We start from the raw sequence: 24,795 nt of genomic DNA, 5'->3' as shown, positions 1-24,795 counted from the left end.
TCCCCTCCATAGCTTTTCGAACCAAGTGCAAAAAAGCCTTAAGGTCGATGACCCAGGCTTCTTGCATTCACCTCTGACTTCATTGAAGCGGACTTTGAAGCAGCGCCAATTCCGGGTGAGCTTCAATCGCTTCTTGGCAATAGTCGCAAATGGTTTTCACGTAAGCAACATCCTCATTTAGATTATACGATATTATATCGGCCTGTTCTTCCGCCGTCAAGGAAGTCAGGCCGAGTCTCGATTCATCCACTCGATCCCGATCCAACGCGCCCAGATAGGTATGACAGTGTCTGCATACATAGATTAACTTCAAAAGAAATTCCTCCTCCGTATTCTTCTGAACTAGTATGGACGAGGAAGCAGGTTGACATACCTAATTATGCTTGTTCATAGCATTTTGGAAGCTCTCTTCAATATATGTTTGCAGCGCGTCAGTTGTTTTTTTGATCGCTTCGTCAACCAAGGGACGCTCTTCTTTGCGAAAAGAGCTGAGGACATGATCGACAACGGTAACACCGGGAGCCGGTCGATCTACACCAATTTTAACACGAAGAAACTCCTGTGTTCCCGTACTGGCGATAATGGATTTGATCCCATTGTGTCCGCCCGCACTTCCCTTAACACGCAATCTCACTGTACCCAAGGGAAGATCCATATCATCATAGACGACCACCCATTCATCCGGTTCAGGTTTGTACCAATCCAGCAGTTGCCGAACCGATTGTCCGCTTAAATTCATATAAGTCATCGGTTTCACCAGAACCACTTTCTCACCTTTGTGAATGCCTTCCCCATAGAGCGCCTGAAACTTGCTTTTTCGAACTTCTATACCAAGTGTATCGGACAACTTATCAATCGCGACAAATCCCACATTATGTCGCGTTGTTTCGTACTCTTTGCCTGGATTCCCCAAGCCAATTATGATTCGCACAATTCGTTCCTCCTTGACCTGCCGTTCATTATCTAGAGTAGCGTTCGAGCGTCGTTGATGCAACGTTTTTTAATGAAAGTACAGACTCTATACGGGCGAAGCTCGCTTTTACTTTTCCAGTTCACCCTGCGTCAAACCGTCATCAACCGAAATAGACCATGACTGTAACCTTCCTGTCAGTTGTTTTACACACAGGAAGAAACTCCCTAAAGGAGGAATTTTCCTTTTTAGGGTGAACTATGAAAATACGAAAGTATATTACTATATAGGAGGTAATATCCTAATGAGGAAAAAATTTTCAGCGACCATTTCCGCTGTGATTGCGGCTGGACTTGGGATAGGAACTGCAATTGCTTCTGATAGTTCAAATAGTGGTTGGTCATCAGTCCCAAACTATGTATCGGCTTATTCAGGCCTAGCGCCCGAATCCAAAACAGCAATTGCTAATGCAGCTTCAACTTGGAATAATGCAGGGTCGGGTAATCTCGTTTACAAAAGCTCTTCTGACCATGACAACACCGTCTATCCCAATAAAAACGGAGCGAACCAAATTACAAAAGGAAATACGGGATTGGCAGACCATTATGATTCCGCTTCTTCCGAAATAACAATGTATGGCTATTCCGACCCTCAGGAAACGAAAAAGCGGACGTTGGAACAAGCTGATAAAGACGGTATTTTGATGCTTTATCCCCGATAGGAGGCGACTTTGAAGTGAAAAAACTGATAGCTGGCTTAACTTGTGCATCGTTTGTAATCAATCGGTGGAACAGGGTATTATTTGTACCCTAAAACCGAAACAATCCACATTGACGGGGTTATTCCGTTTAAGTCCAAGACTCAATTAATAGGAGAATCCGAAGTTATTTTAAGGGGAACGGTCAAAGCAAAACTGCCAAGTAAGTGGAGCAATCCCAACGGTGAAAAAGGTCAGGGTGTCCCAAACATCGTTCAAACTGATATTGTTATAGCGGTTGATGAAATTTTTAAAGGAACTCCTTACAATAACAAGGATATAGTAGTCAGAATAGATAAAGGTGAAATAGATAAGACAAAAGTAGTATCAGACGGTTATCCGGATTTTACACCTGGTGAGGAAGTTGTCCTGTTCCTTGCTAAGGATGACGGTGATTTAGCTAATCCCAATGAAAATTATTATGTTCTAAAAGGGATGCGGCAGGGTAAATTCACTATAGCTGACAAAACAAACAAGAAATACTCAAACGGGAGAGATACTATCTTATTATCCACATTTAGCGAAGAGATACCAAGAGAACTTGAGAACTATAAACAGCTTCCTAAACTCTCCGATCCTAAACAATATCAACCCTAATTTCGATTGTAAGCCCTGAAATGAGGGCTTTTTTGCATAAAAAATGTTTATAGAAAAAGCCCCCATAAGGGGAGTTTATCATTCGGAAGGCTTTCTCTATCGAAACGCCATTACATGGCTGCTTGTGCGGCGAGAACTTCGAAGATCTCGAGCAATTGTTCATTTTTTGCCAACTTCCGCCGTACGCGGGTTAAAGCATTGTCAACCGCTTTGCGGCTAGGCAGATCCAAAATATTTTGAATTTCCATATGACTGCGTTCTTCAAAATAGAATAATACCAGACAATTGTACTCCAGCGGCGTGAGATTCTCGTTCTTTAAAATATTTCGGATGTTCTGTAAGGAATCTTTTCGAAGAAGGATGTGATAAGTAGACTTACTGGGTTTATCGATAACTCCTTCAAGGTAAGAGGTGTCGCTGACAACTCCATCTTCGTTTACGCTAGGCCCATCCAATCGCATCGCTGTCCGGTTTGGAACATTTGCTTGTCCATACAACCGACGAAGACGCGACTTGATATGGTTCTCCACTGTCAGCTTACAATAAGAGAAGAATGACATCTTCCCGGTTTCAAACGACTTTACCGCATTCCAGACTTCTATTCTCGCCCATTGGAAAACCTCATCACGATCGGCCATCCATGAAGCATAGCGATGAGCAATTCTCCGGCACATCGGCTCTACCCGTTTAAGTGTTTCCTGAAAAGCATACTCACAAGTCTTCGCTTTCACTGCAAGTTCGTTTAAATCCAGAGACATTCCCATTCCTCCTTCCGCAAATACTGACGAAATCTGTCGATTTCACACCTACTACTAATCTACATGCGCGAGCTTTTAATAAACAGGTACGAAACACCCAGTTTTTCCAATATCTATAGAACTTTAGATTCATTTTTTGGGTGGGAATAAAGTCACTTTTTTCAAACAACAAAAAACGCCCACCTTTAAAAAAGGCGGACGCACAGCGGTTTTCTCGAATTTAAATAGTTAACTTCATTTATTCGTGGGCTCCTGGAATTTCGTGAGCACCCACACCCTGTCCTTCCGTATCATGAACCAAATCCGGCTCTTTTGGTTCAATTTCAGTGTCAGGCGGTGCATTTTTGGCTGCGATCACGGCAACAATCAGCTCTTCCGGGTCTGATTTGATCTCGCAGGAAGCCGGAACTGGCAGGTCTTTCACGCGCAAATTGTCTCCGATCTGCAAGTGGGAAATGTCGACCAGAATATGTTCCGGTACATCGGCCGGAAGTGCCCGAACCATTACTTCCCGCATCTGCTGTTGGATAACACCGTCCCGTTTTTCCACTTCTTCCAAACCGTTTAAGTAAACCGGAACCTCAACATCGACCGGTTCATCCAATGAAACCGCATGAAAATCGATATGCAGCACATGTCTCTTTACGGGTTCACGATCAATATGATGAACCATCGCATGGTACCGGCCAAGCCCCTCGATGTTCATTTCGATAAGCCCATATCCGTTATTGGCGGCGATTCTTTTAAAAGATTCCGCATCGATAAAGATCGGGGTTGAAGCAACCTTTCTTCCGTAAATTACCCCGGGAATGCCGCCCTCTCGACGAATTTGATTGCGTTCCCCTTTAGTCAATTTCTTTCGCAGTCCACCCCGGACCAGAACTTGTTCCACAGCCATCCCTCCTGATTCATAAGCTACTGAACGGCACTTAGCAGTTTGTGCCAGTTAAAGTACCTTAGTATAGTAGTTGCCCATTTTGCAGAAAGTTCAAACCCAAAAAGAGGCATACCCTCCTTTGGAGAGCATGCCTCAAGTGTGTGTTCTTATTCAAACAACGTCGAAATGGATTCTTCATTATGAATCCGTAGGATTGCGTCCGCTATAAGCTTTGCAACCGACAATGTTTTAATCTTCGGTGATTGTTTTTCTTCACCCAAAACGATTGAGTTTGTCACCACAACTTCTTTCAATACCGAATCATTTAAACGCTGCATGGCAGGACCGGAAAAGACGGGGTGTGTACAACATGCATACACCTCACGTGCACCAAGCTCAATCAAAGCTTTCGCACCGTGTGTAATCGTTCCGGCTGTATCAATCATATCGTCGATCATAATTGCCGTTTTCCCGTCAATGTTCCCGATGACGTTCATCACTTCCGCAACGTTCGGTTCAGGACGACGCTTGTCGATGATCGCAATCGGTGCACCCAAGCGTTCCGCCATGCTGCGGGCACGAGTCACCCCACCCATATCCGGGGAAACCACGACCACGTCTTCCAGGTTCTTTCCCTTGAAATAATCGGCCAAAATCGGCTCGGCATACAAATGGTCCACGGGAATATCAAAGAACCCCTGGATTTGCCCCGCGTGCAGATCCATCGTAACGACCCTGGTGGCACCCGCTGTTTCAATCAAATTGGCAATCAGCTTTGCCGTGATCGGATCTCGGGCTCTCGCTTTACGATCCTGACGCGCATATCCGTAGTATGGAATGACAACATTGATGCTTCCTGCTGAAGCACGCTTCAATGCATCGACCATTATCAGCATTTCCATCAGATGTTCGTTAGCCGGAGCGGATGTTGGCTGAATTACAAATACATCGCATCCTCGAACGCTTTCTTCCAATTTGATTCTGACTTCTCCATCGGAGAAGCGGGTAACATGGGAAACACCGAGCTCAATGCCAAGATGCTGGGTAATTTCTTTAGCTAGCTCAGGATTTGCATTACAAGTGAAAACCTTTAATTTTTTGTCTTTATACACCCTTAACCCCTCACTTTTTTTGAGCCCCGTTCACGTAACCGGGCTTCTAATTTTGCCGTATAGCCTTCTTTTATCACTTGTCTTTCCCGCGCAATAGCTAAAGCTCCATCCGGGACGTTGTCTGTTATAGTCGATCCTGCAGCCACATACGTATCATTTCCAACTGTAACGGGAGCAACAAGATTTGTGTTACAACCAATAAAGCTGTTGTCCCCCACAACGGTCCTATGTTTTGCCATTCCATCGAAATTCACGGTAATGGTACCGCAGCCGATATTCGTACCATTTCCCACATCCGCGTCACCTACGTAGGCGAGGTGCGGGATTTTCGTTCCTTCGCCGATCGTGGAATTTTTGATTTCCACGAAGTCGCCGATTTTTACTTTATCGGCTACTGTGGAACCCGGACGAACATAGGCGAAAGGTCCAATATTGACACCGGAACCGAATGTCGAATCCAGCAGCACCGACTGCATGACAACGCTTCCATCCCCAATTATGCTGTTTTGGATACGCGTATGTGGTCCTATCTCACAACCGCTGCCAATTACTGTCGAACCAGTAAGCATACTCCCCGGATAAATAATAGTATCGGCCCCGATTTGAATGTCTATATCAATATAAGTCGAACTCGGATCCACCAGTGTGACTCCGTTTTGCATATGGTGCAGTCTGATTTTGTCCCGAAGAATGTTTTCAACCATCGCGAGCTGCACACGATCATTAATGTTCAGAATTTCATCGGCATCATCCACGCAATGGGCCGCCACTTTTTTTCCTTGTCGCCGTAAAATATCAATGCAATCCGTGAGATAGTATTCCCCTTGTGCATTGTTGTTTGTCACCATTTTCAACGCTTGAGCCAGTGAACGCGTATCAAAACAATACGTGCTGGCATTTATTTCACGAACTGATTTTTCATCAGGAGAAGCATCCTTTTCTTCCACAATTCGCAGTACCGATCCATCTTCCCCGCGTATGATCCGACCATAACCAAACGGATTGTCCACAATACCGGTCAGCACGGTTGCGGCAGCCCCCTGTTCCCTGTGGAGCTCAAGTAATTTCGTAATGCTCTCAGAGGTAATGAGTGGAGTATCCCCACTGCAAATCAGGGTAATTCCATCCTGATTTTCCAACAAAGGCGCCGCCTGCATGACTGCATGGCCGGTTCCAAGCTGCTCTTTCTGCCAAACGAATTCAACTTCACCCTGCAGGGCGGCTTGCACCTGTTCACCCATGCTGCCGATTACCACAATTCGACGGGTAATGCCGGCCGCTTTCTGGGCGTCCAACAAATGGCGAACCATCGGTTTCCCGCATACGGGATGAAGAACCTTATGACGTTGGGATTTCATGCGGGTCCCTTGTCCTGCTGCCAGGACAATGGCGTTAATTGACATTTTTTGTGATTCCTCCGTCCTTCTCCGTCTCTAATCCACCCCTCATTGTACCCCAATAAAAAATATCCCGCAAGAAAACTCCTGCGGGATACTTTGTTCTTTGACAAAATGTTTAATTATGCGCCTTCTTGAACGTCTTCCGCTCGGTAGTACACTTCAAGTACGGCGTTTTGAATCTTTTGACGGGTTTCGGAAGAAATCGGATGAGCAATGTCCCGGAACTCCCCATCCGGAGTCCGTTTGCTTGGCATTGCAACGAACATGCCGTTGTTGCCATCGATGATCCGAATGTCATGAATGACAAACTCATGATCAATCGTAATGGAAGCGATCGCTTTCATGCGGCCTTCCGTGTTGACTTTGCGAAGACGTACATCGGTGATTTGCACCCTTTGGCCAACCCCTTTCTAGATGTTAATGCCCCCTTGTTGGGATAATTCGCTAAATACATAATTTTTCCTGCCCAAAAAATTAACTAGAACAACAAATATTTAACGACATAAATCGAGTTTAATTGACAAAAAATACGCAATCCTCGGAAAGGATTGCGCAGGTATGCAGACGTGTCACTATCAGCCGCGGATTGCGATAAGTTCAATTTCCACACCGACATCTCGCGGCAAGCGGGCGACTTGAACTGTCGATCTGGCAGGAGGATTCTCCCTGAAATATTCCTCATAGACTTCATTAATCTTGGCAAACTCGTTCATATCGGCAATAAACACCGTTGCTTTCACAACATCTTGAAACGAATAACCGGCTTCACTCAGCACAGCTTCCAGATTTTGAAACACTTGCCGGGTTTGCGCCTGAATGTCACCTGTCACCAGTTCCCCTGCCGGAGTAAGAGGAATTTGACCGGAAGTAAACAGCATATTTCCCACTTGTACCGCTTGCGAGTAAGGACCGATTGCGGCCGGAGCTTTTGTGGTGGAAACAATCGTCTTTGCCATTACAATTCTCCTTTCTGTGAAATTTTGAATGTGCCGGGTTCAACCCGAATCTCCCTGGTGATCTCATCAACATGAGAAAGAACGGTCAGGGCCACATAGTCTTCAAGCATTTTGTTTGTGGGTTCCGAAGTGGACATAAACACGCCCACCCCCACTACTTCTGCCTTAAATTCTTTCATCAAATCACACATCGCCTTGGCAGTTCCGCCGGCTTTCATAAAATCATCGATGATCAAAACTCGGGAGCGTTCAGGAAGTGAGCGACGAGACAGTGACATCGTTTGGATTCGTCTGGAACCCGACACATAATTGATTGACACGGCGGAACCTTCCGTTACGCGGTGATCCCGACGGACCACAACCGTCGGAAGATGCAAATACCTGGCAGCTGAAACAGCCAAAGGAATCCCCTTTGTTTCCACGGTTAACACGTAGTCCGCTCCGGACATTGAGAAGATATGAGCGAAAATCCTTCCTGCCTTGTCCAGTACGTCAGGTCTGCCCAGGATATCGGAAACGTATAGGTATCCGCCTGGAAGAATTCGATCAGGATCCGCCAACAACCTGCTCATTTCTCTCAAAAAATCGGATACCTGCTGGTCCGGAACACCCGGTATGTAACGAACACCGCCGGCCGCCCCCGCTTGAGTTTCAAGCGTTCCGATGCCTTCTTTCAGAAGTACCTCCCTTATAATGGCCAAGTCCTCTGATAAGGAAGATTTGGCGGAGTTTAATTTTTCCGCCATATCGGTCAGGGAAATCAGCCGATACGGTTGTTCCAACAAAGTTTGCGTCAAACGTACAATCCGTTCACTTCTGCGCAAGCCGCTCACCCCCCAAAACACGAACATTGTAAATCAAATAATACCATTATTTTCGTAAAAACAACAAGTACGCCCTTATCCGGACAACATTTTGGTTGCCCACTCGAGATCGTCCGGTCTGTCAATGTCGTGCGCAACTTCAGGATAGGGGGAAATAACGGCCCGTGCATCCAGTTCGAACATTTCCGCAATTCGGGTCTCCAACTTCGAAATGGTCAATAACCCTGCCAATTTGGTCAGCAGCAAACGCACAACAAAACTCACCCCTAACTCTGCGGACAACGCAAGAGGGCTCTTTCGAAGCTCCAAAATCTTTTCGACTCTCCCCAAGATGGGAAGGAGTTTTCCCGGTTTCACAAGAAACAGGTTACCGCCCGTGAATGTTCCTTCTTTAAGTTTTACATAGGTTCGGCGGATTCCCGGAAACCGTCGTTCATAATCCCGTTTGTCTACAATGGGGTAATACAGATCCGCATCTGACTGACATCTCGCCAGGAAATCTTCAACCGCTTCCGTGGTCAAAAAGGGCACATCACATGTGACGATCAGAACGTATTGATCCTGTTCCGGCCCCTGCTGTAACGCTTCGTGCACACTGTCTATCAAGCGTTCATGATCTTTAATGACGACGATCTTCTGAATTGCTGAGACTCCGGCCAATGCTTCTGTCACATACTCCAGCATGGTTTTTCCATGAATACGGGCAAACGCTTTTCCTTCCGGTGAGAATTCAACTTTATTTCCTCCGGTAAGTACACAAGCCAACATAGGAATCACTCCCCATTTACCATCATGCCCAAACTTTTAAACAAGGAATTATAGAAATCGTGTTAAATATACTTCTTTTGAAAATCCACGCAACGCGTTGCAGATGCGTTGTGCCCTGCTCTCTCGATCGACGATTCCGAACACCGTGGGGCCCGACCCGGACATCAAGGCACCCATGGCGCCGAACTTCATCATCTGGTACTTTAACTTTTCCACTTCCGGATGGAGCTTAAACGTGACCGTCTCCAGAACATTCCCGAGATGGTCTACAATTCGTTCCGGTTCCCCTGTCTCCAATGCTTTCACCATCGCTTGCGTATCGGGGTGCACCACTATTTCCCGTACATTCAGATTTCCATAAATATCAGCTGTTGAAACAGCGATCGGAGGTTTCACGAGAACAACCCACAAGGGCGCAGCGGCAGGCAATCGCTCAATTTTTTCCCCTCGTCCTCTCGCAATTGCTGTTCCGCCATAGACACAAAAGGGAACATCCGATCCCAACTCCGCGCCCAGTTCCGCTAACTCGTCCAAAGACAGCCCCAGGTCCCACAACCGGTTAAGTCCGCGAAGCGCAGCCGCCGCATCGCTTGATCCTCCAGCCAGCCCTGCCGCAACCGGAATATTTTTTTCAATCGAAATGTGGACTCCTCTTCGGATTCCAAATTGTTCCTGCAACAGCGCTGCCGCTTTATAGGCCAAATTTCGATGGTCCAACGGAATATAGGGAACTCCGCACGACAATGTGATGGTTGAGTCATCCCTGTCTTCAAACACAAGGTGGTCGGACAGATCCACCGTCTGCATCACCATCTCCACCTCGTGATATCCATCGGGACGTTTATAAAGAACATCAAGCGTTAAATTGATCTTTGCCTTCGCTTTTTCGCTAAACACAACTCCACCGCCCGGTTACTGTCATTCAAAATTCTGAAAAGCCAAACCCTAAAATACGGTCATAATGATACCATATTTTAATTTCATCGGCAGGAAACAAAGAACCATCCTCTCACAAGAAAGGATGGTTCCGGGGTTAAATTTTTACGGCGCTTAATTGCGGAACTAACCCCTCGATGGTCGATACGGAAACGGCCCCGAACTTTCTGAGAACGTCCATAACGGGTTCCAGCTTTTCATAAAAAACAATTAAAATCTCATCGTTTCGCATCTCTTGGATCGCTTTTGCAAGCGCCTCGCACTCATCCAATACAATATGGCATTCCCGATCGGGAACTTCGGTTTTCGCAGCGCGGTACATAAGATTTGCAATTTCTCCCCGCAAGCGGCCTCGCAAATCCCGGTCTTCCTTCACAATAAGACGATGGAAGCCCCTGGCTGCCACTCTGGCGGCTTGTTCGACCGTGGAGTTGTCCCGATCTCCCGGAACGCCGATTACACCTGTAACGGTTCGTCCCTTCCACTGAGAGGCCATCCGGCAGATGGCTGCAAACGAATCCGGATTATGACCATAATCCACCAACACATAGCCACCTGCGACCTTATAAAGATTGGTCCGACCCGGATTATCCCGGTCACTGCGAAAACTTTTTATTGCGGAGGCGATTCTCTCTCGAGTCATCCCGTACCCACGGCATGCGGCGATTGCAGCCATTGCATTAGCCACGTGAAACTCGGCCGTTCCACACATTGTGACCGGAATATCCGACGCACGAACAATCCGATTTTCAGTCTCCCCGACCGCTTCCACAATCCAGCCGTGCTTCAAGAAATATGCAGTCCCACCTATTTCCAGATGTCGCTTCACCACCGGCTGGTTGGCATATAAGGAGAAATACACCACTTTTTTCTTCACTTTACGAATCCGGGGGATGTCCATCAAGCCGGCCAAAAGCTCATCATCCGCATTCAGGACAAGAGTTCCACCCTCTCGTACACGTTCCGCCAACAGCGATTTGATATGCAAGAGATCGTCCAGTTGTTCAATTCCGTCCTGACCGATGTGATCCGGCTGAATATTGGTAATTACAGCTACGTCAGACCAGTCGTAAGCGAGTCCCGAACGGACAATTCCGCCCCTTGCAGTTTCCAAAACCGCAATTTCAACACTGGGATCGGAAAGAACCGTTCTTGCTGAACGGGGACCTGTAGTATCCCCTTTCGCAATACATTCACCGGCGATAAAGATTCCGTCGGTGGTCGTCATTCCTACCGTCTTCCCCGTGGTTCCAAGAATGTGTCCAATCATCCGTGTCGTAGTTGTTTTTCCATTCGTACCCGTGATCGAAACAATTGGAATTCTTGCTGATGAATCGGCAGGATACAGCATCTCAATGATCGCCTCTCCCACGTCCCTAGCTTCCCCTTCACTGGGGAAGTGGTGCATACGGATACCGGGAGCGGCATTGACTTCGATAATTCCCCCCTCGCCTATTTGCAAGGGCTCAGCAATATTTTGATGTACCAGGTCAATTCCGCAAATGTCCAGACCTATGATCCTAGTCACCCTCTCACAAAGCCTCGCTATCTGCGGATGCAGAATAGCCGTCACATCCCTGGCTGTTCCTCCGGTGGACAGATTTGCACTTTCCCGTAAAAATACGATCTCGCCCTTCTCCGGAACATCATGTAATCTTCGCCCACATTTGCGGATATAGGCAATCAGGATGGGATCAATGATAATTCTCGTGAGAGGCTTTTCGTGATCGTCCCCACGAAGCGGATCCTGATTCACAATTTCGATCAACTCCACAATGGAATGTACCCCATCTCCCACAACATAGGCTGGCAGCCGTTCACTTGCAGCAATAACTCTTCCGTTTACCATGAGCACACGATAGTTGCTTCCTTTAAAAAATTCTTCGACCATAACGTCCGAAGAATATTCGCGGGCAATGTTATAAGCGTGCTTTACTTCCGCAGCTGTCGTCAGATTGAGGGATACCCCTTTGCCCTGACATCCGTTCAGAGGTTTTACAACAACGGGTGCACCCGCTTCCGCCAGGAACTGGATTGCTTCCTCAGCTGTTCTGACTGTTCTGCCGCGTGGAACCGGTACAGAAGCCTGCTCCAGAAGAGTTTTTGTTAAGGCTTTGTCGCTTGCAATATCAACTGCTATGGCTCGAGTATGCTCCGATAGGGTAGCTTGAATATGCTTTCGGTTTTTCCCGTGCCCGAGCTGAACCAGACTCCCGTCGTTTAAACGCACATATGGAATACCGCGTCGCTCGGCCGCATCGACAATAGCCCGGGTACTAGGGCCGAGCTCCGTTAGAGCCGCGATACGCTTTGCCTCTTCCACATGTTTCTCCAAGGGAAACGGTTCTCCTTTTGCCAAAGCCTCGACCAGCTCCACCGCTGTTTTCAGGATGTATCGAGTACTTTGTTCCGCTTTATATTCCACTACCACATCGTAAATGCCTGGCCCATCGGCATAAAGCGTTTTGCCGAAAAACGCAGGGATTCCGGCTAACTCTGTTAATTCCAACGCTACGTGTTCCACAATATGTCCGAAATATGTACCCCCGTAAAGCCGTTCAATAAAACCCCCGGGCCGCCCTTTCGCGCAATGATGGGTATGGACGCCTGGAAGCAGATTGAGTAACCGTTCAATAAAGCCTGGAATTTCGTAACTTTCTTTTTCCGTTAACTCTTCCAAATGTAACTTCATCACCAAAACCGGTTTATGATTATAGATATTCGGACCCGGCAACGTCCGAATCTCACTGATTCTCATTGTGTCAGCTCCTCGTTCGGTCTGCTTTCGTTGCATCTTTCTCTATGACAGGAGTCCGTTCCCGCAAATTAAACCTATACCCGGCCGGAAGAATATGAAGCGCAACTCCGCACAAAGCCAAATCATCATTTTTTCTCAGCCCCGGCAAATTGGAATAAATAAGGGCGCCAGCGTCGATAACGGTTACCGCACCGTCTCCGATTACGACGAATTCATGATTTTGCAGCACCAAAGCTGTATTTTCGTCAATACCAAGCCCTAAATGGTGAGGGTATTGAGCAACAGCCGACAATAGCCGTCCTAACCGGCCCCGTTGAGCGAAGTGTTGATCTATCACAACCCCAGGAATAAATTCCATTCCCGGAGCCATCTCTACAATTCCAATCCGCGGATTCGTTTCAGGCACCCCTTCAATGATCATTGTGGTAGACATCATGGAAGCGCCGGCACTTGTACCCGCCAGCACCATTCCTTCCTCATGGCGCTTATGGAGCGCCGCATCAATCTTGGTGCCACCAAGTAGATTCGTAATGCGAACCTGGTCTCCCCCTGTGAAGAATACACCGGTTGCTTTTTCAATTGCTTTCACAGCACTGACCGAGTTGGCATTCTCGCGGTTGGAAACGTCAAATGTTCGAACATCTTCCACACCTATTCGATCAAATACCTCCAGGTATTCCGCCCCCACTTCCAGCGGCAGTTCCGTTGCCACCGTAATTACGACGATTCGCGCATGAGGTCCTCCGGCTAGCCGAACGAATTCCCGAAGGATTTTACATTCCCCCTTCTTGTCTTCAGCTCCACCGATAACCACTAAATGTCCGGGGGTCTGGCTCACTGCACGTGCCTCCTCCACGTTCCAACATGAATTTGGGTTCCCATAATTAGCAACAGAGTTTCACTTGTGTTTTAATGGGCAGATTAATTTTTAGCTTGACCCAAGATAATGCGGGATATTCAACATTGAACAAAGAACCCCGCGAAAAAGCGTACGCCACGTCCCCCATCAAAGTAAGAAAGCGAGATAAACCTTTCTAATTTAAAAAACCAGGGCATTTGCCCTGGTTTGGTACGCCTTATAGGAGTCGTAGGTTAGAGATTCTGCTTGGCCATAGCCTGTTCGGCAATCTCTATCGCTCGTTTGACCATGTTTCCCGCGTCTTTCGCCCGGATGTTCTCCCAACCTTCGCGTTGGACAGTGTCATAGAAACCAAGATCTTTGGCCAATTCCACCTTCAACTCTTCGGACATGATGCCGCGACGTCGAGCCATTGTCATCGCCTCCTTTGTTTTGGCGTCCAGGTATAGTATTGGATACGGGCAAAATAAAAATGCCCCCGTTTTCGGAAGCATTTCCTCGTTGCATCATAATCCTTTATCCCTCTACGTAAGTTACCCGGATGTGTTCATCATCTTTGCAAACCGTCAACTCGACGGTTTCGGTGAGGATATCCGCATAGCTGTAAGATACTCGTTTAAAAGAGTTTCCAGTGTTTTCAAGCTTCACAACGAATACGGAAGGGTATGTTTCTTCCAGTACCCCCATTCGTTCAATCGTCTTTCGACGACCACCGTTAGCTCGAAGCAAGATCTTTTCCCCAATGAATCCATCAAGATTCCGCTTGATTTCATTTAGAGGGTTTTTCGTTGCCATCGACACCACCTCTTTCCATTGACAAGTATACCACCAGGGAAAGGGTGTGTCAAATCAGTAAAATATTATAACAACGCTTGCAAAACCCTGTCAATGGGGCTTTTGTCGCCTATTGAGAAATTTTTTGGTACTTTTACGTTTAAAGTTCTAATTTTGGCAATATTCGACGCATTCCACTTTCCCTTTTATCTCGGAGTTCTCGGGAGCCCAAGGCGGTATTTTCCACGGGATTCCAATCCTCCCAATCCGTCAGTTCCTGTAATCGTTGATTGTACAACATCATAGATGTTAATTGTCTGATTGATCGGGGTATAGGCGACTTTTTCAGCTACAAGTACAGGGTCAAGAGCGTGAATCAAGATTCTCTTCGGTGAAGACGCAAAGTTTGCCCCTGCCTCAAGGATCGCTTCATAATACGACTGGCACGCGCCGGCAAAAATTACAAGCTCGTCAAGGCTGCGCTCGTATTTTCTGGCCACTTGCACTGCGTGAATGAAGTTCTCCGTATTCCGGTAGTTGTATATTTTCGTTGTATCCTGCCCTTTTTTGATCAAACCGTCATGTCCGGTGATTACCAAAATATCGGGCTGATAGGACTCGAGAAAATGGGGAAGCACATCCGCCATTCGTGATTCGCTTACGTGATGCCCATTCGCCGGCAGCCCCAGTTCTTCGTAAAAAAGCATACATTTGTTCAGGTAGGAGCCGTCACCGTCCAAATGGAGTACCCGCCCCGGCCGCTCAAAAAATTCCTTGCCTTCCTGCAGTTTCACCCCTGAACGAAGCATTTGTTTTTCTTTTTCTATAAGACGGCGCATGCGAATTAACCTCAAACTGTCCGCCTCACGTCTTGAATGCTGCAGCATATGGGATTGCCATTCCTGATCCGCTACCGGTACCAAATCCTCGAACGGAGCGTCTGCAAGCAGTCGTACCTCCATCCCTTTCAGGGTTGCAACCCGGCTGGATGGATCAACGTCTATCACCATAAAAAGGACGTCTTTGTCATATGATTTACGGGCTACCCGGTCACCGACTTTCCACATACGCATCCCCCCAATCGAACTAGGATATCGTATGTGAATGTCATTAAACCCGTGTCAATCGATCATGAAACACCTGCAGGATCTCGTCAAAGATAAGATCAAGTTGGCCGTTGGAACTGCGGAATCCGGCAAATAATGCGTATCCCCACGTTTTCCCCTTCTTCATCGAATTGGTGCTGCGGAATACTTCTGTGGCTTGAATCCCCTGCTGCTCCAACAGTTCATTGCGCAGGTACATTCGTACTTCGACTTCTTCCCCTTTGCGGTACCCCACAACGCTTGCATCCGCTCCCAGATCAAACAGTGCCCGTGCCGCATACGTTGGAATGTTGGCGTCGATTTCAGCTACCAGGATGTGATACCCGCCAAAGGTGGCTTTTCTCGCAGACAGTGCCGAATCAATAATCGCCCCCCGGTCCCGGCGATCTTCCACCACATAAAGATTCAGGATGTCTTCGTAACTGAGACCACCCCTTGAAAGCAGTTCACCAAATACTTGAAATGCTTCCGGATCGCCTTTGTGAAAGTGGATGGTATCTGTCAGGATGCCCGCGCACATCGCAAGTGCCATTTTTTTGTCAATCGGTGCCTTCAATTCCTTCAGAACTCGATAAACCAGCTGACTGGTTGAGGAAACAACATCGTGAAGTGCCACATCGGCTTTCTGAATGAGGTGGTTGTTCGGATGATGATCAATGACAAAAAACCGCTGAGGCACCGAATCGCACAATTGGGCTCCATGAGCGGTATCCACCACCACAATATTTTTATAATCGCAAACTTGGGGAGCGTGCACAACCGTCATCCCAAGCTCCTCAATCAGACGCTTGCTATGGCCGGCAATTTCCTGCGGAACACCAATATCTCCGCCAATCAACCGGGACAATGCATAAGCGGCACCTATTGCATCACTATCCGCCTGGTCATGACAAAGAATCAGATTGTTTCCTCCCTGAATCTTGGCCATAGCTTCCACAAACGACTTCATGTGACACCATCCTACATTACGACCGAACGTTTGTCCGATCATTTAAATACGAGCTACTCGATTGTACCATTTCTTGCCGGGATGTTGCTACATTTTTCTAGTACTATATGAAATTCCGAATCGAATGGTTCTCATCCCAAGAATAGTATAACCCCATGTTTGAACTGAATGTGCCGGATTCCCTCCCGCACTCACTTACTATTACCAGCAGGACGCCACTGTCGAGTGTCTTGTCCTTGCAACGGAACGCTGTGACCTTTATATTGGAAATTGTACATTCAGAATCGGAGGAAAAAGTCATGAGTGATCGATTACGTCTAGCCCTGCTTCACCTGCTTCCAAAGAATACAATTTCCCGTTTGGCCGGTCGTTTCGCGGGGAGCAGGCTTTCTAAGTGGGTGATTCCTTATTACGCTCGACACTTTCAGATCGACTTGGAACAAGCGGAAAAACCGATCGGGGACTACCGGACGCTCACAGAGTTTTTTACTCGGAAACTCAAGAGTGAATTCCGTCCGATCGCAGAAGGGGATAAAGTACTGGTCTCGCCCGTAGACGGAGTTGTCTCGCAATTCGGGAAGATTCAGGACGGAACGCTGCTTCAGGCGAAGGGGGTTGCCTATTCACTGGAACAGCTGCTCGCAGACTCCCGGAAAGCCGAATTGTACGAAGGTGGGACCTTTCTTACCATTTACTTGTCGCCACGCGATTATCATCGAATCCATACATGTCTGAAGGGAAGCGTGACAGGATATTCCTACATACCGGGAACCTTGTTTCCGGTCAATCCGTTTGGTGTCCGCAACGTGCCCGGCCTCTTTTCCAAAAATGAACGTCTTACCACTTATCTCTCGTCCCCGTACGGCGAATATGCGATTGTGAAAGTGGGTGCCACCATCGTCGGATCCGTTCAGGTTGTTTACGACAAGAAACTTGCGACCAATGTACGGAACGGACGTATGACTCACGAGTCTCTTGAAGGCCCAACTCTCGAAAAAGGGGATGAACTCGGCCTTTTCCGTTTCGGCTCCACCGTAGTTTGTTTATTCGAACCGGGTATGGTTGCATTAGAGGATATCAAAGAAGGGCAATTCGTTCGAATGGGGCAGCGAATTGGGGAAGTCCAAGCCGCCACCTGATTCCAATAAAAAACCGGCTGCTGCAAAGCCGGTTGCATTTTTGTTATCCAAGTGATCTTGTATATCGGTCGGCCACTTTGGAAGCACCAAACGCGTTTGGTTTTACTTTTGCCGTATATCCGGAAGCTGTTACCCAACCGACGATTTCCTTGATCAAAGATTTCGTCGCGCCTTTTTCTCCGACGTCGAGATGAATTTCCAAATGCTCGCCACAGATTTGAGGAATTTTTTCCGACATTTCCTGACATAAGAGAAGGGAGTACGAAGCTTCTGTAAACATTCTCTGCTTCAGTGATCGAATCTCCCGGGAAGGACGCCGATGAATGTAATAGCGGGCTCCCTTGCCGACACGATGCACGATGATGGCAGTCACAAACATCGTGATTCCCCGGTCATAACGATTCTGCGAATCGGAACCGATCACAACTTTATATGCGTCGTCAGGTCCGGCCCCCACAAATTCACAGATATCTCCAATCACTTCGTCCAGCGTTAAGGTTCCTTTTGTCGGATTGAGGAACTGCACGCAACCACCGCCCTTTTCTACATCATATTCGTTACCAACGGTCAAGATGTGGGCTTTGACTTAACTTCAACATTTGGTTCCGGCTGGCCTGAAACGCATATTCATTATTAAGAGATTTCGCCGGCCAATGTCCCGGCTCCTTTCTCAATACTTTAAGATTTTGCAAAAACCCGTGATGTGATTCGGTAAAAAGAAAACTTGGCATTCGCCAAGTTCTGGACTTGGTGAATGCCAAGTTGTTTACTGTTCCTTACCTCTTAAGGGCAAATTCATCTGCCAAACGTGCATATTCGTCAAGTGACAAAGTTTCGCCACGCCGTGTGGGATCAATATCGGCACGCTGAAGGATCTCAAGCATCGCTTCTTTGCCGCTAGGCAGCGAAAAGCCGTGCTGCAGATTGTTTAAGATCGTCTTCCGACGTTGAGCGAAGCTTGCCTTCACCACTTTAAAAAAAAGCTCCTCGTCCTGAACGCTCACTGCAGGGCTCTCCCGCAGCTTCAACCGGATCACAATCGATTCCACATTTGGCTGCGGCATAAATGCTGTCTTAGGCACCTTGCAGACAATCTGAGGCTCAGTATAATACTGCACCGCAATTGTAAGCGCTCCATAGTCCTTTCCGCCGGGAGAAGCAGCCATGCGCTCCGCCACTTCCTTTTGCACCATGACGACAATGGATCGTAAAGGAAGCCCTTCCTCCAGCAGCTTCATGACGATCGGAGTGGTGACGTAATAAGGCAGATTGGCCACCACACTCACCCTGCGGCCTGAAAACTTTTCTTCAAACAGTGCATGCAGATCGGTGTCCAGTACATCCGCATGACGAATTGTAACATTCGCGCAGTCGCTTAATGTTTCCGACAAAATGGGAATGAGACGATCGTCCTTCTCAACCGCCACAACTACCCCTGCTTGTTCAGCCAAAGCCTGTGTCAGAGTGCCGATTCCCGGGCCAATTTCAAGCGCCCCATCCGCTTCGGACAATTCCGCGGCTTCCACAATCTTATTGAGAATATTGGCGTCAATCAAGAAGTTTTGTCCAAGCTGTTTCTTGAAATGAAAACTAAATCGGTCCACTACCTCTCGGGTAACCGAGGGATTGACAAGCCGTTTCATCACAAGCCACCTTTGTTGTATGTGTTCAATTCTTCCCGGTGTTGGAATGGGCCGTCTCCACTTGGTTCCATGCCGCTTCCCATTCTGCCCGGGTTATGCCAAGCATGTTTAACTTCTTCCAAAACGTTTTGGCATTTCCATGACCGATTCCCAGTATCCGCCCCAATTGATCCCGGAGTTCCGCTGAATTCGGCAAACCGGTCAATCCCAGCTGCTGGATCTCAAGCCAACTGAATTGCTCTTCCGCACCGGCCCATTCTGTTCGAACCGCTTCCAAAGCACGACGGATACTCTCCGGCGAGGCGTTCTCGATCCCGATATCTCCGTTCTCCATGGCTTCTTCCTTAGGCAGAAAAGCATGCTTGCAGCCGGGTACCCTTTTTGCCACGATCTTACGGATTCTTTCACCCGGATAGTCAGGATCGGTGAATATAATCACCCCGCGCTCCCGCTGCGCACGCTCCACCTGTTTCAAGAATGATTCCGACACGGCAGACCCGCCGGATATCAGGCAGTCCGCCTCAACTGCCCGCTCGATCGCAATTTTGTCATGCAATCCTTCCACAACGATAACTTCTTTTATCTTCATCATGCCTATAACGAAACGAATGGATTCCGGACATTGAAAATCCGCTCCGCATTCTCTGATGTAATCCTGCAGATTTCCTCAAACTCCATGCCGCGAAGCTCGGCGATCTTCTCGGCCACGTGGCGAACATAGAGCGGTTGATTGGGTTTGCCGCGATGCGGCTCCGGCGTTAAGTAAGGAGAGTCGGTCTCCACCAGCAAATAATCAAGCGGAACTTTTGATGCCACTTCCTGCGGCCGTTTCGCATTCTTGTAAGTAACAGGCCCGCCAAACGAAATCATGAAATTCATGTCCATGCATTCCTTCGCCATCTCCCACGAGCCGGAGAAGCAATGCATGATCCCGCCAATTTCCTTGGCTCCCTCTTCCCGTAATACCTGCACAATATCAGCATGCGCTTCCCGGTCATGGATCACAATCGGAAGCTTCACTTCTTTCGCCAGCCGGATTTGACGGCGGAATACTTCAAACTGCACTTCTTTGGGTGTGGTGTCCCAATGATAATCCAGTCCAATTTCACCGATTGCCACAACATGCGGAAGCTGCGCCCAATCACGCAGCTTCTGATACATCTCTTCAGTTGCACCGTTGGCATCGTTCGGGTGGATCCCCACCGCAGCATAGAGACCTTGCCAATCATCGGCCAGTTCCACCGCCCGCTGGGAAGAGTCCATATCGTATCCGGGAACCAAGATCTGAACCACATTATGATCCCGAGCCGTATGAATCATCTCAAGGATATCGTTCTCATCAAATTTGTCACTGTTTAAATGACAGTGTGAATCAAATAACAACTTCTTGCACCTACTCTCGTTCAAATGCCTATGTTTTCGGGGTGTTTTTACTTCACTTTTGCACCATTCGGAATATCTGCCGATACGGCAACCAGAACCAGCCGGTCCCCTTCCGAAGCGGCAAGAATCATGCCGTGCGATTCCACACCGCGCAACTTCACCGGTTTCAGGTTCGCCACCAGAACGACCTTTTGTCCGACCAGTTCCTCTGGCGAGTAATATTTCGCGATGCCGGATACCACTTGACGCTGCTCATTGCCTGCGTCAAGCTGGAGCTTCAGCAGTTTATCGGCCTTTTCAATCTTCTCTGCCTGCAGTACCTGTGCAACCCGCAAATCGACTTTCATAAAATCATCAATCGTAATCAAAGCCGTCTCTTCATCCGTGACTTTTGCTTCGACCTGATTCTCTGCACCCGCATCTTTGGCAGCCGGGCTCTGCGGCGGTTGAGTGGCCGCCTGTTTGTTTGCCCCGGTCGCGGAGTCGATGTACTCCACCTCTGCCTTCAGATCAAGGCGCGGGAAAATCGGATCTCCCTTGGCAACGTGAGTCCCCGCCTGGAGATAACCAAAATGACGGGTGCTGTCCCAGGAAGTCATTTCTCCTTCAACCATGCCAAGCTGCCGCCACATTTCTTTGGGTGTCCGGGTCATGAACGGCTGGATCAGGATGGATACAATTCGGAGTGTCTCCGCCAAATGATACAGTACCGTTCCAAGACGATCTTTCTGTGCAGCGTCCTTTGCCAGATTCCAGGGAGCTGTCTCATCAATGTATTTGTTCGTTCTCGATATCAACTGCCAAATGGCGCTCAGAGCAACGGAGAACTCCATTTTATCCATCGCCTCTTCCACCCTTTCGACAGTGGAAGTTGCCAGCGCCTGTAATTCCTTATCCAGATCGGTGGCATCGTTCAACGCAGGCAGCACACCGTCGAAATACTTCTCCAACATCGCCACCGTACGGCTCAACAGATTGCCCAGATCGTTTGCAAGATCGTAATTCATTCTTTGAATCAGGGCCTCCGGAGTGAAGACTCCGTCTGATCCAAAAGGCACCTCACGCAATAAGAAATATCGAATCGAATCCAGACCGTACCGGTTGATCAGCAGCTTCGGATCAATTACGTTTCCTTTTGACTTGGACATTTTGCCGTCTTTCATCAGCAGCCATCCATGACCGAATACTTTTTTGGGCAGTGGAAGTCCCAAGGCCATCAGCATAATCGGCCAGTAAATCGTATGGAAACGGATAATTTCTTTTCCTACCAAGTGAACGTCCGCCGGCCAATACCGTTCGAATTTTGCACGCTCTTCCGGGTCGTCCGATAAATATCCGAGCGCGGTGATATAGTTTGTCAAAGCGTCAATCCAAACATAAATGACATGCTCCGGGTCGTTCGGAACTTTAATCCCCCAATCAAAAGTGGTGCGGGATACACAAAGATCCTCCAGTCCTGGCTTGATAAAGTTATTGATCATCTCGTTTTTACGGGATTCCGGTTGGATAAAATCAGGATTCTCCTCGTAATGCTTAAGCAGACGATCCACATATTTGCTCATCCGGAAAAAGTAGCTTTTCTCCCGGACCAGTTCCAGATCGCGTCCGCAGTCCGGACATTTTTTATCAGGTGCCTGCCGTTCTGTCCAGAACGCCTCATCCGGTGTACAGTAAAGGCCTTCATATTCAGCCAGATAAATATCATCCTGTTCAAGAAACTTTTGAAAAATCTTCTGTACCACTTTTTTGTGACGGTCTTCCGTTGTCCGAATAAAATCGTCATACGAGATGTCGAGTTCTTTCCAGAGCTCTTTGATCCACGCAATAATTTCGTCAACAAACTGCTGCGGATTCTTCTTCGCTTCCGCCGCTCGCCGTTCGATTTTCTGACCGTGCTCATCCGTGCCTGTCAGAAAATATACGTCATAACCCCGTAACCTTTTGTAACGGGTCATCGCATCGGCAGCGACAGTTGTATACGCATGGCCGATATGCAGTTTGTCATTCGGATAATAAATCGGAGTCGTAATATAAAAAGTTGGTCGCGACATCTTAAATCCCCCAGATATTTCCTCGCTATATAAAGGATATTGTACCCTACATCCCTTACAATAACAACTTTTCATCTTTTCATAAAGTTCGATTCTGTTGTACAATAAATTTAAGTTATTTATGTATCACCAAAATTTTTTGAATTTCTCTATTGACTATTTTGGGAGTAATTGGTACGATTGCCTTATCAAAGCAGATGTCGATATTTGTAGAATTTTATTCAAGGGAGAGGGATTCATGAAATCGACTGGTATTGTACGTAAAGTTGATGAACTTGGCCGTGTCGTAATTCCGATCGAATTGCGCAGAACTTTGGGAATTGGGGAAAAAGACGCTCTCGAAATCTATGTTGATTCCGACCGCATCATCCTTCGCAAATACGAGCCAGCTTGTATTTTCTGCGGACAGGCCGATGAGATTGTTCATTTTAAAGGCAAGAATATCTGCCCAACCTGCATTACCGAAATGAACGCATAAAGAAAACGGTTTAAAGCCGGCAAAACATAAACCATTGAACCGGCTTGTCCGATTCAATGGTTTCTTGTTGTAAGAAAACGCTTTTATTGTTCAGTCTGCAAGATCGCGTTATAAACATCGCGCTTGGGCATGTTCCGATCTTTCGCCGCCTGCTTGATCGCATCTTTTTTCGGCATCCCCCGATTCATTAATGCTTGTACATGTTCTTCCAGAGTTAAGCTGCTCCACCAAACCTCCTGCTCCCCATCCGCCGTCTCCTCACTGGCGCCTGCAACAAGCAGCACATATTCCCCTTTTGGAGCCTCCGTCTGAAGACTTTCATGGAATTGTTCAAGGGTTCCCCTCGCAAACTCTTCGTATCTTTTGGTCAACTCTCTGGCAGCGGTGACTGGCCGGTTGCCAAACAGCTCAAGCAGGTCTTTTACCGTATCTTTTAATCGGTGAGGCGCTTCATAGAAAATTAATGTTTCTTTGCGGCCCTTCCAGCGCTCCAATTCTTTTTTTCGGTCTTTGCGTTCCCGGGGCAGAAACCCGACAAACGAAAACTGACCGGTTGGCAGTCCTGAAGCAATCAACCCCGTGATGCCCGCGCACGCCCCCGGAATCGGTACAACTGTATGCCCTGCAGACACGGCTGCCCGAACAATATCTTCGCCCGGGTCGGAAATCCCCGGAGTCCCCGCATCCGATACAAGCGATACATCGAGACCACCTTCCAAGAATTCAAGAATCTGATTCTCCATGCGATTTTTATTGTGTTCATGGTAGGACATCAGCCGTGGACCTTCTATGTTAAAATGGGACATTAACTTGCGGGTTTGCCGCGTGTCTTCTGCGGCAATGACTGCAGACCGCTTAAGCACTTCGACAGCCCGAAATGTCATGTCCTGCAAATTGCCTATCGGGGTGGCAACCAAGAACAACGTGCCTTTTTCGTTTGTGCCTTGAAAGCTAAATTTCTTCTCCATGAGAACCGCTCCCGCCGTTATAAATAGCCTCGACTTCCTCCGTCCACTTCCCGTCTTCCCCGTAGACGATCAAAGGGGGATCGATCTTCAGATCCGGTTTTCCGTTCTTGATCGCTTCCACCAGAATAATGCTGGGCTTTTGAGAAATCCGTGGATACACCAAGCGCATTCGCTTGGGTTCCAATTTCGCACACCTCATCTCATAAAGCAAATCCGCCAAACGGTCAGGTCGGTGAACAAAAGCCGCTTTTCCGCCGGACTTCGTCATCTGACCGGCCGCTTTTACCGCATCATGCAGGGTACACGTCATTTCGTGCCGGGCAATCCGAACATGTTCATTTGCATTGGGATCGCCCTGTCCCACCGGCAAATAAGGGGGATTGCAGGTAACCAGATCAAATTGGCCCGCCCCAAACAGGGACACCGCTTCTCTTAGATCCCCTCTCACAATGTCAATCAGGTCGTCCAGCTTGTTTCCTTCTACACTGCGCCGGGCCATGTCTGCCAGCCGTTCCTGAAGTTCAAGCCCAACAATCCGTTTTAAAGGATAACGCGTTCTTGTCGTAAGCAGGATTGGAATGACACCATTGCCGGTTCCGAGATCCAATACCCGATCATTTGGGCGAACAGAAGCATAATGAGCCAGCAGCACCGCATCCATTGAAAAGGAGAACACTTCCTCGCTTTGAATCAAGTACAGCCCCTTTGTCATCAGATCATCCAAACGTTCACCAAGCTTAAGCTGAAATCCCACCTGTCCCCCTCCGCATCTGTCCAATTTGCAATCATTCC

Annotated in this window: 28 protein-coding genes; 4 read left to right on the top strand and 24 right to left on the bottom strand. The window is 47.8% G+C overall.

The window, feature by feature from the left end; all coding sequences use genetic code 11:
- Nucleotides 1-79: 79 nt before the first annotated feature.
- Both ACFO8Q_RS14360 and pth read right to left on the bottom strand, forming a co-directional pair.
- Nucleotides 80-313: an anti-sigma-F factor Fin gene (locus tag ACFO8Q_RS14360; protein WP_380026497.1), complete on the bottom strand. Its 234-nt coding sequence runs from the start codon at nucleotides 311-313 to the stop codon at nucleotides 80-82.
- 60 nt (nucleotides 314-373) lie between these two features.
- Nucleotides 374-931 carry an aminoacyl-tRNA hydrolase gene (pth, locus tag ACFO8Q_RS14355; protein WP_380026496.1) on the bottom strand — a complete coding sequence of 186 codons (558 nt, stop codon included), beginning with the start codon at nucleotides 929-931 and terminating at the stop codon, nucleotides 374-376.
- Nucleotides 932-1,214: 283 nt separating this feature from the next.
- Here pth and ACFO8Q_RS14350 point away from each other — a divergent pair, with 283 nt between their 5' ends.
- Entirely contained in the window at nucleotides 1,215-1,631 is a 417-nt protein-coding gene (locus ACFO8Q_RS14350; protein WP_380026495.1) for a hypothetical protein, read from the top strand.
- An 81-nt stretch (nucleotides 1,632-1,712) separates the two neighbouring features.
- Nucleotides 1,713-2,264: a hypothetical protein gene (locus ACFO8Q_RS14345; protein ID WP_380026494.1), complete on the top strand. Its 552-nt coding sequence runs from the start codon at nucleotides 1,713-1,715 to the stop codon at nucleotides 2,262-2,264.
- Nucleotides 2,265-2,374: 110 nt separating this feature from the next.
- On the opposite strand, the gene ACFO8Q_RS14340 is transcribed toward ACFO8Q_RS14345, so the two are convergent.
- The 15 genes from ACFO8Q_RS14340 to ACFO8Q_RS14270 form a co-directional block, all read right to left on the bottom strand.
- A complete protein-coding gene (locus tag ACFO8Q_RS14340; protein WP_380026493.1) occupies nucleotides 2,375-3,022 on the bottom strand; it encodes a sigma-70 family RNA polymerase sigma factor in 648 nt (215 codons plus the stop codon).
- A 238-nt stretch (nucleotides 3,023-3,260) separates the two neighbouring features.
- Nucleotides 3,261-3,920, bottom strand: coding sequence for a 50S ribosomal protein L25 (locus ACFO8Q_RS14335; protein ID WP_380026492.1), 660 nt, complete (start codon nucleotides 3,918-3,920; stop codon nucleotides 3,261-3,263).
- A 146-nt stretch (nucleotides 3,921-4,066) separates the two neighbouring features.
- Complete coding sequence (locus tag ACFO8Q_RS14330) at nucleotides 4,067-5,011, bottom strand: ribose-phosphate diphosphokinase (protein ID WP_380026491.1); 945 nt, start codon at nucleotides 5,009-5,011, stop codon at nucleotides 4,067-4,069.
- A 2-nt stretch (nucleotides 5,012-5,013) separates the two neighbouring features.
- A complete protein-coding gene (gene glmU, locus ACFO8Q_RS14325) occupies nucleotides 5,014-6,414 on the bottom strand; it encodes a bifunctional UDP-N-acetylglucosamine diphosphorylase/glucosamine-1-phosphate N-acetyltransferase GlmU (protein WP_380026490.1) in 1,401 nt (466 codons plus the stop codon).
- Between the two features lie 116 nt (nucleotides 6,415-6,530).
- Nucleotides 6,531-6,803, bottom strand: coding sequence for a septation regulator SpoVG (spoVG, locus tag ACFO8Q_RS14320; protein ID WP_380026489.1), 273 nt, complete (start codon nucleotides 6,801-6,803; stop codon nucleotides 6,531-6,533).
- A 183-nt stretch (nucleotides 6,804-6,986) separates the two neighbouring features.
- Nucleotides 6,987-7,367, bottom strand: a complete 381-nt coding sequence (locus tag ACFO8Q_RS14315; protein WP_380026488.1) for a RidA family protein — start codon at nucleotides 7,365-7,367, stop codon at nucleotides 6,987-6,989.
- Nucleotides 7,367-8,200, bottom strand: coding sequence for a pur operon repressor (gene purR / locus ACFO8Q_RS14310; protein WP_380026487.1), 834 nt, complete (start codon nucleotides 8,198-8,200; stop codon nucleotides 7,367-7,369). The genes ACFO8Q_RS14315 and purR overlap by 1 nt, the downstream gene beginning before the upstream one ends.
- A 66-nt stretch (nucleotides 8,201-8,266) precedes the next feature.
- Nucleotides 8,267-8,959: a molybdenum cofactor guanylyltransferase gene (gene mobA / locus ACFO8Q_RS14305; RefSeq protein WP_380026486.1), complete on the bottom strand. Its 693-nt coding sequence runs from the start codon at nucleotides 8,957-8,959 to the stop codon at nucleotides 8,267-8,269.
- A gap of 48 nt (nucleotides 8,960-9,007) precedes the next feature.
- On the bottom strand, nucleotides 9,008-9,856 hold the full coding sequence (ispE, locus tag ACFO8Q_RS14300; protein WP_380026485.1) for a 4-(cytidine 5'-diphospho)-2-C-methyl-D-erythritol kinase: 849 nt from the start codon (nucleotides 9,854-9,856) through the stop codon (nucleotides 9,008-9,010).
- Nucleotides 9,857-9,992: 136 nt separating this feature from the next.
- The gene (gene cphA, locus ACFO8Q_RS14295) at nucleotides 9,993-12,653 is read right to left on the bottom strand and encodes a cyanophycin synthetase (protein ID WP_380026484.1); all 2,661 of its coding nucleotides are present in this window, start codon (nucleotides 12,651-12,653) and stop codon (nucleotides 9,993-9,995) included.
- 4 nt (nucleotides 12,654-12,657) lie between these two features.
- Nucleotides 12,658-13,491, bottom strand: a complete 834-nt coding sequence (locus ACFO8Q_RS14290; RefSeq protein ID WP_380026483.1) for a cyanophycinase — start codon at nucleotides 13,489-13,491, stop codon at nucleotides 12,658-12,660.
- A 254-nt stretch (nucleotides 13,492-13,745) separates the two neighbouring features.
- Nucleotides 13,746-13,925: a small, acid-soluble spore protein, alpha/beta type gene (locus ACFO8Q_RS14285; protein WP_380026482.1), complete on the bottom strand. Its 180-nt coding sequence runs from the start codon at nucleotides 13,923-13,925 to the stop codon at nucleotides 13,746-13,748.
- A gap of 103 nt (nucleotides 13,926-14,028) precedes the next feature.
- Nucleotides 14,029-14,307 carry a biofilm formation stimulator Veg gene (gene veg, locus ACFO8Q_RS14280; RefSeq protein WP_380026481.1) on the bottom strand — a complete coding sequence of 93 codons (279 nt, stop codon included), beginning with the start codon at nucleotides 14,305-14,307 and terminating at the stop codon, nucleotides 14,029-14,031.
- 185 nt (nucleotides 14,308-14,492) lie between these two features.
- Nucleotides 14,493-15,353: a sporulation peptidase YabG gene (gene yabG / locus ACFO8Q_RS14275; protein ID WP_380026480.1), complete on the bottom strand. Its 861-nt coding sequence runs from the start codon at nucleotides 15,351-15,353 to the stop codon at nucleotides 14,493-14,495.
- Nucleotides 15,354-15,396: 43 nt separating this feature from the next.
- Nucleotides 15,397-16,341, bottom strand: a complete 945-nt coding sequence (locus ACFO8Q_RS14270) for a DHH family phosphoesterase (protein WP_380026479.1) — start codon at nucleotides 16,339-16,341, stop codon at nucleotides 15,397-15,399.
- Between the two features lie 299 nt (nucleotides 16,342-16,640).
- Here ACFO8Q_RS14270 and asd point away from each other — a divergent pair, with 299 nt between their 5' ends.
- On the top strand, nucleotides 16,641-17,480 hold the full coding sequence (gene asd, locus ACFO8Q_RS14265) for an archaetidylserine decarboxylase (protein WP_380026478.1): 840 nt from the start codon (nucleotides 16,641-16,643) through the stop codon (nucleotides 17,478-17,480).
- Between the two features lie 43 nt (nucleotides 17,481-17,523).
- Here asd and ACFO8Q_RS14260 read toward each other — a convergent pair whose 3' ends face one another.
- From ACFO8Q_RS14260 to metG, 5 genes are all read right to left on the bottom strand, one after another.
- Entirely contained in the window at nucleotides 17,524-18,006 is a 483-nt protein-coding gene (locus ACFO8Q_RS14260) for a ribonuclease H-like YkuK family protein (RefSeq protein WP_380026477.1), read from the bottom strand.
- A 250-nt stretch (nucleotides 18,007-18,256) separates the two neighbouring features.
- Nucleotides 18,257-19,123, bottom strand: coding sequence for a 16S rRNA (adenine(1518)-N(6)/adenine(1519)-N(6))-dimethyltransferase RsmA (rsmA, locus tag ACFO8Q_RS14255; protein ID WP_380026476.1), 867 nt, complete (start codon nucleotides 19,121-19,123; stop codon nucleotides 18,257-18,259).
- 25 nt (nucleotides 19,124-19,148) lie between these two features.
- Nucleotides 19,149-19,712: a ribonuclease M5 gene (gene rnmV / locus ACFO8Q_RS14250; protein ID WP_380026514.1), complete on the bottom strand. Its 564-nt coding sequence runs from the start codon at nucleotides 19,710-19,712 to the stop codon at nucleotides 19,149-19,151.
- A 5-nt stretch (nucleotides 19,713-19,717) separates the two neighbouring features.
- Complete coding sequence (locus tag ACFO8Q_RS14245; RefSeq protein WP_380026475.1) at nucleotides 19,718-20,506, bottom strand: TatD family hydrolase; 789 nt, start codon at nucleotides 20,504-20,506, stop codon at nucleotides 19,718-19,720.
- A 47-nt stretch (nucleotides 20,507-20,553) separates the two neighbouring features.
- The gene (gene metG / locus ACFO8Q_RS14240; RefSeq protein WP_380026474.1) at nucleotides 20,554-22,557 is read right to left on the bottom strand and encodes a methionine--tRNA ligase; all 2,004 of its coding nucleotides are present in this window, start codon (nucleotides 22,555-22,557) and stop codon (nucleotides 20,554-20,556) included.
- A 238-nt stretch (nucleotides 22,558-22,795) separates the two neighbouring features.
- On the opposite strand from metG, the gene ACFO8Q_RS14235 reads away from it, so the two are divergent.
- On the top strand, nucleotides 22,796-23,035 hold the full coding sequence (locus tag ACFO8Q_RS14235; protein ID WP_380026473.1) for an AbrB/MazE/SpoVT family DNA-binding domain-containing protein: 240 nt from the start codon (nucleotides 22,796-22,798) through the stop codon (nucleotides 23,033-23,035).
- A gap of 83 nt (nucleotides 23,036-23,118) precedes the next feature.
- Here the strand turns inward: ACFO8Q_RS14235 and rsmI are convergent, their stop codons facing one another.
- The gene (gene rsmI / locus ACFO8Q_RS14230; protein WP_380026472.1) at nucleotides 23,119-24,003 is read right to left on the bottom strand and encodes a 16S rRNA (cytidine(1402)-2'-O)-methyltransferase; all 885 of its coding nucleotides are present in this window, start codon (nucleotides 24,001-24,003) and stop codon (nucleotides 23,119-23,121) included.
- Nucleotides 23,987-24,757 (bottom strand): tRNA1(Val) (adenine(37)-N6)-methyltransferase, encoded by a 771-nt coding sequence (locus tag ACFO8Q_RS14225; protein WP_380026471.1) that lies wholly within the window; start codon nucleotides 24,755-24,757, stop codon nucleotides 23,987-23,989. Before ACFO8Q_RS14225 ends, rsmI begins: the two co-directional genes overlap by 17 nt.
- Nucleotides 24,758-24,795 lie beyond the last annotated feature (38 nt).

The organism is Effusibacillus consociatus (assembly GCF_042652925.1).
Classification (GTDB): domain Bacteria; phylum Bacillota; class Bacilli; order Tumebacillales; family Effusibacillaceae; genus Effusibacillus; species Effusibacillus consociatus.
This window is presented reverse-complemented; position numbering and strand designations above follow the sequence as displayed.

Excerpts from the sequence above, each read along its gene's own strand:
- ACFO8Q_RS14270 (WP_380026479.1), bottom strand. The coding sequence starts at position 16,341 with ATGAAGTCGTTTGTGGAAGCTATGGCCAAGATTCAGGGAGGAAACAAT.
- ACFO8Q_RS14350 (WP_380026495.1), top strand. The coding sequence starts at position 1,215 with ATGAGGAAAAAATTTTCAGCGACCATTTCCGCTGTGATTGCGGCTGGA.
- ACFO8Q_RS14235 (WP_380026473.1), top strand. The coding sequence starts at position 22,796 with ATGAAATCGACTGGTATTGTACGTAAAGTTGATGAACTTGGCCGTGTC.
- rnmV (WP_380026514.1), bottom strand. The coding sequence starts at position 19,712 with ATGAAGATAAAAGAAGTTATCGTTGTGGAAGGATTGCATGACAAAATT.
- yabG (WP_380026480.1), bottom strand. The coding sequence starts at position 15,353 with ATGTGGAAAGTCGGTGACCGGGTAGCCCGTAAATCATATGACAAAGAC.
- asd (WP_380026478.1), top strand. The coding sequence starts at position 16,641 with ATGAGTGATCGATTACGTCTAGCCCTGCTTCACCTGCTTCCAAAGAAT.
- veg (WP_380026481.1), bottom strand. The coding sequence starts at position 14,307 with ATGGCAACGAAAAACCCTCTAAATGAAATCAAGCGGAATCTTGATGGA.
- mobA (WP_380026486.1), bottom strand. The coding sequence starts at position 8,959 with ATGTTGGCTTGTGTACTTACCGGAGGAAATAAAGTTGAATTCTCACCG.
- metG (WP_380026474.1), bottom strand. The coding sequence starts at position 22,557 with ATGTCGCGACCAACTTTTTATATTACGACTCCGATTTATTATCCGAAT.
- rsmA (WP_380026476.1), bottom strand. The coding sequence starts at position 19,123 with ATGAAACGGCTTGTCAATCCCTCGGTTACCCGAGAGGTAGTGGACCGA.
- ACFO8Q_RS14285 (WP_380026482.1), bottom strand. The coding sequence starts at position 13,925 with ATGGCTCGACGTCGCGGCATCATGTCCGAAGAGTTGAAGGTGGAATTG.
- ACFO8Q_RS14335 (WP_380026492.1), bottom strand. The coding sequence starts at position 3,920 with ATGGCTGTGGAACAAGTTCTGGTCCGGGGTGGACTGCGAAAGAAATTG.
- ACFO8Q_RS14340 (WP_380026493.1), bottom strand. The coding sequence starts at position 3,022 with ATGTCTCTGGATTTAAACGAACTTGCAGTGAAAGCGAAGACTTGTGAG.
- glmU (WP_380026490.1), bottom strand. The coding sequence starts at position 6,414 with ATGTCAATTAACGCCATTGTCCTGGCAGCAGGACAAGGGACCCGCATG.
- rsmI (WP_380026472.1), bottom strand. The coding sequence starts at position 24,003 with ATGGAGAAGAAATTTAGCTTTCAAGGCACAAACGAAAAAGGCACGTTG.
- cphA (WP_380026484.1), bottom strand. The coding sequence starts at position 12,653 with ATGAGAATCAGTGAGATTCGGACGTTGCCGGGTCCGAATATCTATAAT.
- ACFO8Q_RS14315 (WP_380026488.1), bottom strand. The coding sequence starts at position 7,367 with ATGGCAAAGACGATTGTTTCCACCACAAAAGCTCCGGCCGCAATCGGT.